Source organism: Streptomyces sp. NPDC047014 (genome assembly GCF_040644195.1).
Taxonomy (GTDB): Bacteria; Actinomycetota; Actinomycetes; order Streptomycetales; family Streptomycetaceae; genus Streptomyces.
The window spans coordinates 1-5,465 of record NZ_JBEYVX010000165.1; the positions used below are offsets into that span (position 1 = coordinate 1).

10 protein-coding genes are annotated in these 5,465 nt (G+C 71.0%); 5 read left to right on the forward strand and 5 right to left on the reverse strand.

Annotation, left to right across the window (positions count from 1 at the left end; translation table 11 throughout):
- Positions 1-150: 150 nt before the first annotated feature.
- On the forward strand, positions 151-1,323 hold the full coding sequence (locus ABZ873_RS33780) for a sensor histidine kinase (protein WP_360880604.1): 1,173 nt from the start codon (positions 151-153) through the stop codon (positions 1,321-1,323).
- A gap of 24 nt (positions 1,324-1,347) precedes the next feature.
- Here the strand turns inward: ABZ873_RS33780 and ABZ873_RS33785 are convergent, their stop codons facing one another.
- From ABZ873_RS33785 to ABZ873_RS33805, 5 genes are all read right to left on the reverse strand, one after another.
- Positions 1,348-1,557 carry a DUF397 domain-containing protein gene (locus tag ABZ873_RS33785; RefSeq protein WP_360880577.1) on the reverse strand — a complete coding sequence of 70 codons (210 nt, stop codon included), beginning with the start codon at positions 1,555-1,557 and terminating at the stop codon, positions 1,348-1,350.
- A gap of 33 nt (positions 1,558-1,590) precedes the next feature.
- Entirely contained in the window at positions 1,591-1,791 is a 201-nt protein-coding gene (locus tag ABZ873_RS33790; RefSeq protein ID WP_360880580.1) for a DUF397 domain-containing protein, read from the reverse strand.
- Positions 1,792-1,825: 34 nt separating this feature from the next.
- A complete protein-coding gene (locus ABZ873_RS33795) occupies positions 1,826-2,035 on the reverse strand; it encodes a DUF397 domain-containing protein (RefSeq protein WP_360880583.1) in 210 nt (69 codons plus the stop codon).
- A 180-nt stretch (positions 2,036-2,215) separates the two neighbouring features.
- Positions 2,216-2,425, reverse strand: coding sequence for a DUF397 domain-containing protein (locus ABZ873_RS33800; protein ID WP_360880586.1), 210 nt, complete (start codon positions 2,423-2,425; stop codon positions 2,216-2,218).
- A complete protein-coding gene (locus tag ABZ873_RS33805; RefSeq protein ID WP_360880589.1) occupies positions 2,422-3,261 on the reverse strand; it encodes a helix-turn-helix transcriptional regulator in 840 nt (279 codons plus the stop codon). The genes ABZ873_RS33800 and ABZ873_RS33805 overlap by 4 nt, the downstream gene beginning before the upstream one ends.
- A 108-nt stretch (positions 3,262-3,369) precedes the next feature.
- On the opposite strand from ABZ873_RS33805, the gene ABZ873_RS33810 reads away from it, so the two are divergent.
- The 4 genes from ABZ873_RS33810 to ABZ873_RS33825 all read left to right on the forward strand — a co-directional run bounded on the left by ABZ873_RS33810 (position 3,370) and on the right by ABZ873_RS33825 (position 5,373).
- Positions 3,370-3,621 carry a hypothetical protein gene (locus ABZ873_RS33810; protein WP_360880592.1) on the forward strand — a complete coding sequence of 84 codons (252 nt, stop codon included), beginning with the start codon at positions 3,370-3,372 and terminating at the stop codon, positions 3,619-3,621.
- A gap of 3 nt (positions 3,622-3,624) precedes the next feature.
- On the forward strand, positions 3,625-3,849 hold the full coding sequence (locus ABZ873_RS33815; RefSeq protein WP_360880595.1) for a hypothetical protein: 225 nt from the start codon (positions 3,625-3,627) through the stop codon (positions 3,847-3,849).
- 82 nt (positions 3,850-3,931) lie between these two features.
- Positions 3,932-4,384 (forward strand): NUDIX domain-containing protein, encoded by a 453-nt coding sequence (locus tag ABZ873_RS33820; RefSeq protein ID WP_360880598.1) that lies wholly within the window; start codon positions 3,932-3,934, stop codon positions 4,382-4,384.
- 5 nt (positions 4,385-4,389) lie between these two features.
- The gene (locus ABZ873_RS33825) at positions 4,390-5,373 is read left to right on the forward strand and encodes a hypothetical protein (protein WP_360880601.1); all 984 of its coding nucleotides are present in this window, start codon (positions 4,390-4,392) and stop codon (positions 5,371-5,373) included.
- Positions 5,374-5,465 lie beyond the last annotated feature (92 nt).

Genomic DNA, 5,465 nt, shown 5'->3' on the forward strand with positions numbered 1-5,465 from the left:
GCGGGGGCCGGTGCGGCGGGGGCCGGTGCGCCCCCGCACCCCGGGGGGCCGGCCGCCCGCCCCCGGCTGAGGGGCGGGACCGCGCGGGGGAGGCCGTACCGTATCCGGGTGACGACAGAGCTCGGGCCGTTCGCGCCCACCCGGCAGTGGATGCGGGCCCATCCGCTCGCCACCGATGCCGTGCTGGCGTTCGGCGCGCTCGTCTCCATGGTCGTGGGCTCCTTCGCGGATCCGCACGGCCCCCACGGGCCCACCTTCGGGACCCGCGCCCCCGATCCGTTCTCGCTGGTGCTGATGCTGCTGGGCGCGGTCGCGCTGGTGTTCCGGCGGCGCCGGCCGCGGACCGTGCTCGCGGTGACGGGCGGGCTGTCGCTGCTGGAGCTGGCCACGGGCGAGCCGCGGGCGCCGGTCGCGATGTGCACGGTGATCGCGCTGTTCACGGTGGCCTCGCGCACCGACCGGCCGACGACCTGGCGGATCGGGCTGCTGACGATGGCGGGGCTGACGGGCGTCGCGATGCTGGCGGGGCCGCTGCCGTGGTACGCGCAGGAGAACATCGGGATCTTCGCCTGGACGGGCATGGCCGCGGCCGCCGGGGACGCGGTGCGCAGCCGGCGGGCCTTCGTCGACGCGATCCGGGAGCGGGCGGAACGGGCCGAGCGCACGCGGGACGAGGAGGCGCGGCGGCGGGTCGCGGAGGAGCGGCTGCGGATCGCGCGGGACCTGCACGATGTGGTGGCGCACCATATCGCGCTGGTGAACGTGCAGGCCGGGGTGGCCGCGCACGTCATGGACAAGCGGCCGGACCAGGCGAAGGAGGCGCTGGCGCACGTACGGGACGCCAGCCGGTCGGCGCTGAACGAGCTGCGGGCGACGGTGGGGCTGCTGCGGCAGTCCGGCGACCCGGAGGCACCGACGGAGCCGGCGCCGGGGCTGGCGGTGCTGGACGCCTTGGTGGACACCTTCCGGCACGCGGGGCTGCCGGTGGAGGTCATCCTCCAGCTGGACGGCGAGCCGGGGGCGCTGCCGGCGGCGGTGGACCTGGCGGCGTACCGGGTGATCCAGGAGGCGCTGACCAATGTGCGCAAGCACGCGGGGGCCGGGGCGCGGGCGGAGGTGAGCGTGGTCCGGGTCGGGCCGTCGGTGGAGATCACGGTCCTGGACGACGGCGGCGCGGAGACCGGGGCCGCGCCGGATCCCGGGGGCGGTCACGGCCTGCTCGGCATGCGCGAACGCGCGGGCGCCCTGGGCGGCACCTGCTCGGCGGGCCCCCGCTTCGGCGGCGGCTACCGCGTCCACGCGACCCTCCCGTGCGGCGCGTAACCGCTCCCGCCGCCGGGGGCTGCCTCAGCCCCGGCCGTGCGGGTCGCCCTTGACCCCGTCCACGAAGGTGCTGAACGCGGCGGCGGGGACGCTGAGGACGGGCCCGGCGGGGACCTTGGAGTCCCGGACGGGCACGAGGCCGAGCGAGGCGGCGAGGTTGGTGGCGACCTCGACACAGGCGCCGCCGTTGCTGCTGTAGCTGGACGTGAACCACTGCGGTTGTTCGCTTGCCATGGGGCCCCCTTCCGGGGTGGAGTACGTGACGGCTCAGACGGCGCCGAGCGGGTCTTCCTTGACTCTGGCGATGAATCCGGCGAACGCCTCGGGCGCGAACCGAAGAACGGGCCCACCCGGGTTCTTGGAGTCCCGCACGGGAACGGCTCCCGCGAGACCGGCGAGGGCAACCTCTACGCAGTTGCCACCGTTGGAGCTGTAGGAGGACGTGAACCACTGCGGGCGTTCGGTCATCGCGGTGCCCTTCCGAAGTGTGGTGTGCGACTGGTCAGACGGCGCCGAGCCGGTCGTCCTTGACGCTCGCCACGAAGGTGGTGAACACGGCGGCGGGGACGCTGAGGACGGGGCCGCTCGTCATCTTTGAGTCGCGGACAGAGACGATGCCGCGCGCCGGGGCGAGGTTGACGGCGAGTTCCACGCAGTTGCCACCGTTGTTGCTGTAGGAGGACTTGAACCATTGCGGGTGTTCGGTCGTCACAGGGGTGCCCTTCCGAAGTGCCTGGGTCAAGGCCAAGGAGCCGGCTTGCGAGGGCGTATCGGCCTGCGGCAGATGGTAGGCCGTCAGCATGGGCAGCACCACAGTGCCTCAGGCCGTCACAGCGAAGCCCCGCCGCTCCGCGAAGGTGGGAGTGACGGGGCCCTGGTGGTGCGTGGTGGCTCAGATCGCGCCGAGCTGGTCGTCCTTGACGCTCGCCACGAAGGTGGTGAACACGGCGGCGGGTACCGAGAGGACGGGGCCGCTCGACACCTTCGAGTCGCGGACGGAAACGACGCCGCGCGTCGGCACGAGGTTGACGGCGAGTTCCACGCAGTCGCCGCCGTTGTTGCTGTACGAAGACTTGAACCAACGGGGGGTCTCGGTTGTCACGGGGTGCCCTTTCGTAACTCTTCAATCATCGCAACGGAAGCCGCCGGGGACAGCGCTTCGCCCTGTAGCTGATGGTAGGCCGTCAACGTGGGCAGTACGGCCATGCTCTCGCGCTCTAGGTGCCCTTGGGTCTGCGACTCGGCATAACAGAGCACTGACCGGTCAGACAGCGTCAACAAGTTCACCGGCAGGTCGAACGGGCGACGTTCGCCTATCTCGTAGGGTGCAACTTGCAGCAGCACGTGAGGTAGGGACGCAAACTCTACGAGCCTCCTCAACTGGGCATCCATGACGGCGCTGCCCCCGATGGGCCGCCGGATGCAGCTCTCGTCCATGGTCACGAACACCATGGGCGGGCGTGGTCTCACCAGGGCCGATTGGCGTTCCGCGAGGAACGCAACGCGTTCGTCAGCCTGCCCCTGCGAGATGGCACCCCGCTGCACGGCACTGTCAGCGAGGACCCGAGCGTACTCCGGGGTCTGCAATAGGCCCGGAACGATGCCGATGTTGTAGAGCCGAATCTCTACGGCGCGACCCTCACAGCCGACGTACTCCGGGAATCCTTCCAGCAGCACGCCCTGCTTGATCCTGCGCGACTCGCGTTCGAAGGATTCTGCTGTTCCGGCTGTACCGAACACAGCGTCAGCCTTGCGCGAGAAACGAGAGGTTGGAGGTTTCCGAGCAGTTTCAACCGCTGAAATATGCTGACTGGAATATCCCATTGACACAGCTAACTCGTCCTGGCTCCACCCGCGAGCCTCCCGTGACCTGCGCAAACGGTCCCCATACGCGTCCGCGGGGCTCCGGGCAGGGTCTAACTCCTTGCGGTTGACCATGCGAACCGAACCCTTCCTTCCTCAGCGACTACTTGAAGGGCTCTCGACTCTAGGCCACGCTGACTCACCTCGGTAGCGGAACGACTACAGAGAGGAGCGGCGGTGTTCGTGAGCAAGAAGGGCGCCCCTCGGGGGCGGAGCGCGCTGTCCGGCGGGGTGGAGCAAGGACCGCCGGCGTCGGGCCCGCTCGAACCGGTGCCGCGCCCCGGGTGCGGGGTCTGCGCCGCCAACGGGCAGGACCGCGAACTCGCGCGGGCGGCCGGCGACACCGCCCGCGTGCGGTCGCTCAGCGCCGAGCTGGAGAACCACCACGCGGGAGAGGCAGCCGTACGGCTGTGGGTCCGGACCGGGGAGGAATGACGAGTGAGCACGATCATGCGCTACGTGGAGCACCGGATCCGCAGCCACCCGGACTCGGACCCGGTCGTCGCGGCGCGCTGCACCCGGCGGGGGTGCACATGGCGGGCCCGGCCGGGCCTGACCGTCGAGGAGTGCGACACCGCCTGCATGGCCCACACCGGCCGCACCGGGCACAGCAGATTCCTGCGGCAGTTCTCCCAACTCGCCGTCGTGGACCCGGTCCGGTGAACGACCGCCGCACCCTCAGCACGGCGCGAATCCCGCTGACACAGTGGCCTCACCCACCGTCGGCTCAGCGAGAGGTACGGACATGAAGCACGTCGTCGCCCGGATGTGGAAGCTCATTCGCGGCCCCCTGCAATGGCGGATCCTGTGGTTCGCGCACGCCAAATTCATGGTCGGAGTGACCGGCGTGGTGCGCAACGAAGACGGGGACGTCCTGCTGCTCAAGCACCGGATGTGGCCCGCCGACCGCCCCTGGGGGCTGCCCACCGGTTACGCGGTCAAGGGGGAGGAATTCCCCGCGACCGTCGTCCGCGAGGTCCGGGAGGAGACCGGGCTCGACGTGGTCCCCGGCCGGCTCGTCCAGGTGACCAGCGGCTACAAGCTCCGCGTGGAGATCGCCTACGAGGCCCTGCACGTCGGCGGAACGCTCAAGATCGACGGCTTCGAGATCCTGGAGGCGAAATGGTTCAGCCCGGATTCACTGCCCGACGGCATGCAGAGGTCTCACGTACATCTCATCAAGATGACGCCCGCCTAGCGGAGTTGGCCCCCAACGAGTCCGTCACCGGGCGGCGGGCCGTCTTCACCCTCGCCTTTCTGCGCAAGGACTGGTCCTCGGCCCTGCGCGAGCACCCCGCGCACACCTTCCAGCCCCTGCCTGACGTGCTCGCCGCATGGGAGGGGGAAGGAATCGACGCCGGGGTGTTCCACAAGGGGGTGGAGGAGGCCCGGCACCGGTTCACGGGGTACGGGCTCGCGGAGATGCTGCCGTTCGAACGCGTCGCCGTGGCCTGCCGCTCCTCCCGCTCCGGCGCCTTCGGCGGGTTCCATCACCCGGACCAGGGATACCGGCACCTCCAGATGGTGTCCGTCCTGACCATGTACGGGCCGATGGGGCAGCCCGTCCCGGAGCGGCCGACGTTCGCACTGCTCGACCTGCTGCGGGCGTACGTCCACGACTGCCTGCACTACGGCTCGCGCCGGCGGTACGTCGATGTGGCCGGTGAGGTGGTACGGACGCAGTACGGCATCAACTTCCGTCGGCCCGGGGGCCGTTCGTACTCGGCGGCCGACTCCGAGGACAGTGCGCACACCCGGAATCTCGGCGTGGTCATGGAGGGCGCGTGCGACCGGGAGGCCCGTGCGGTCACCCGGCTGACGGCGGCGCGGTGGGGGGTGGCGGAGCCCGCGGACGCCTTCGGCGCCCTGGCCTACCGGGATGTCACGGGGACGCTGGCGGAGGCGGACATCGGGGCGGGGGCCGAAGTTCTTACGGGGTGTGCGGAGAAGGTGCGGTACGCGGAGGCGCTGCGCGGCTACGAGTCGGGCGTCGGCCGCCGCTACGCGGGGTTCCTCGGGGAGTTCGCCCCGGGCGAGGAGGACTGGTGCCACGCGCTCATCGTCGGGGCGATCATCAGTGGCGACGTGGCTCCGCTCGGGGCGTGGCTGGACGATCGGCATGGGCCGGGGGCGTTTGCGGGGCTGTTCCGCGCGGCGGATTACTTCGCCCCTGACGGGCGGGCGTAGCCAACCCAGCCTCGCCGGCGTTTGAGGCGCGGGTCCGGGCGGAGCCCGGTGCCCGGCGGAGCCGGGATTCCGGGGGCTCCGCCCCAGACCCC

Coding starts and splice junctions, on each gene's coding strand:
- ABZ873_RS33780 (WP_360880604.1), top strand. CDS start 151: ATGCGGGCCCATCCGCTCGCCACCGATGCCGTGCTGGCGTTCGGCGCG.
- ABZ873_RS33785 (WP_360880577.1), bottom strand. CDS start 1,557: ATGGCAAGCGAACAACCGCAGTGGTTCACGTCCAGCTACAGCAGCAAC.
- ABZ873_RS33790 (WP_360880580.1), bottom strand. CDS start 1,791: ATGACCGAACGCCCGCAGTGGTTCACGTCCTCCTACAGCTCCAACGGT.
- ABZ873_RS33805 (WP_360880589.1), bottom strand. CDS start 3,261: ATGGTCAACCGCAAGGAGTTAGACCCTGCCCGGAGCCCCGCGGACGCG.
- ABZ873_RS33820 (WP_360880598.1), top strand. CDS start 3,932: ATGAAGCACGTCGTCGCCCGGATGTGGAAGCTCATTCGCGGCCCCCTG.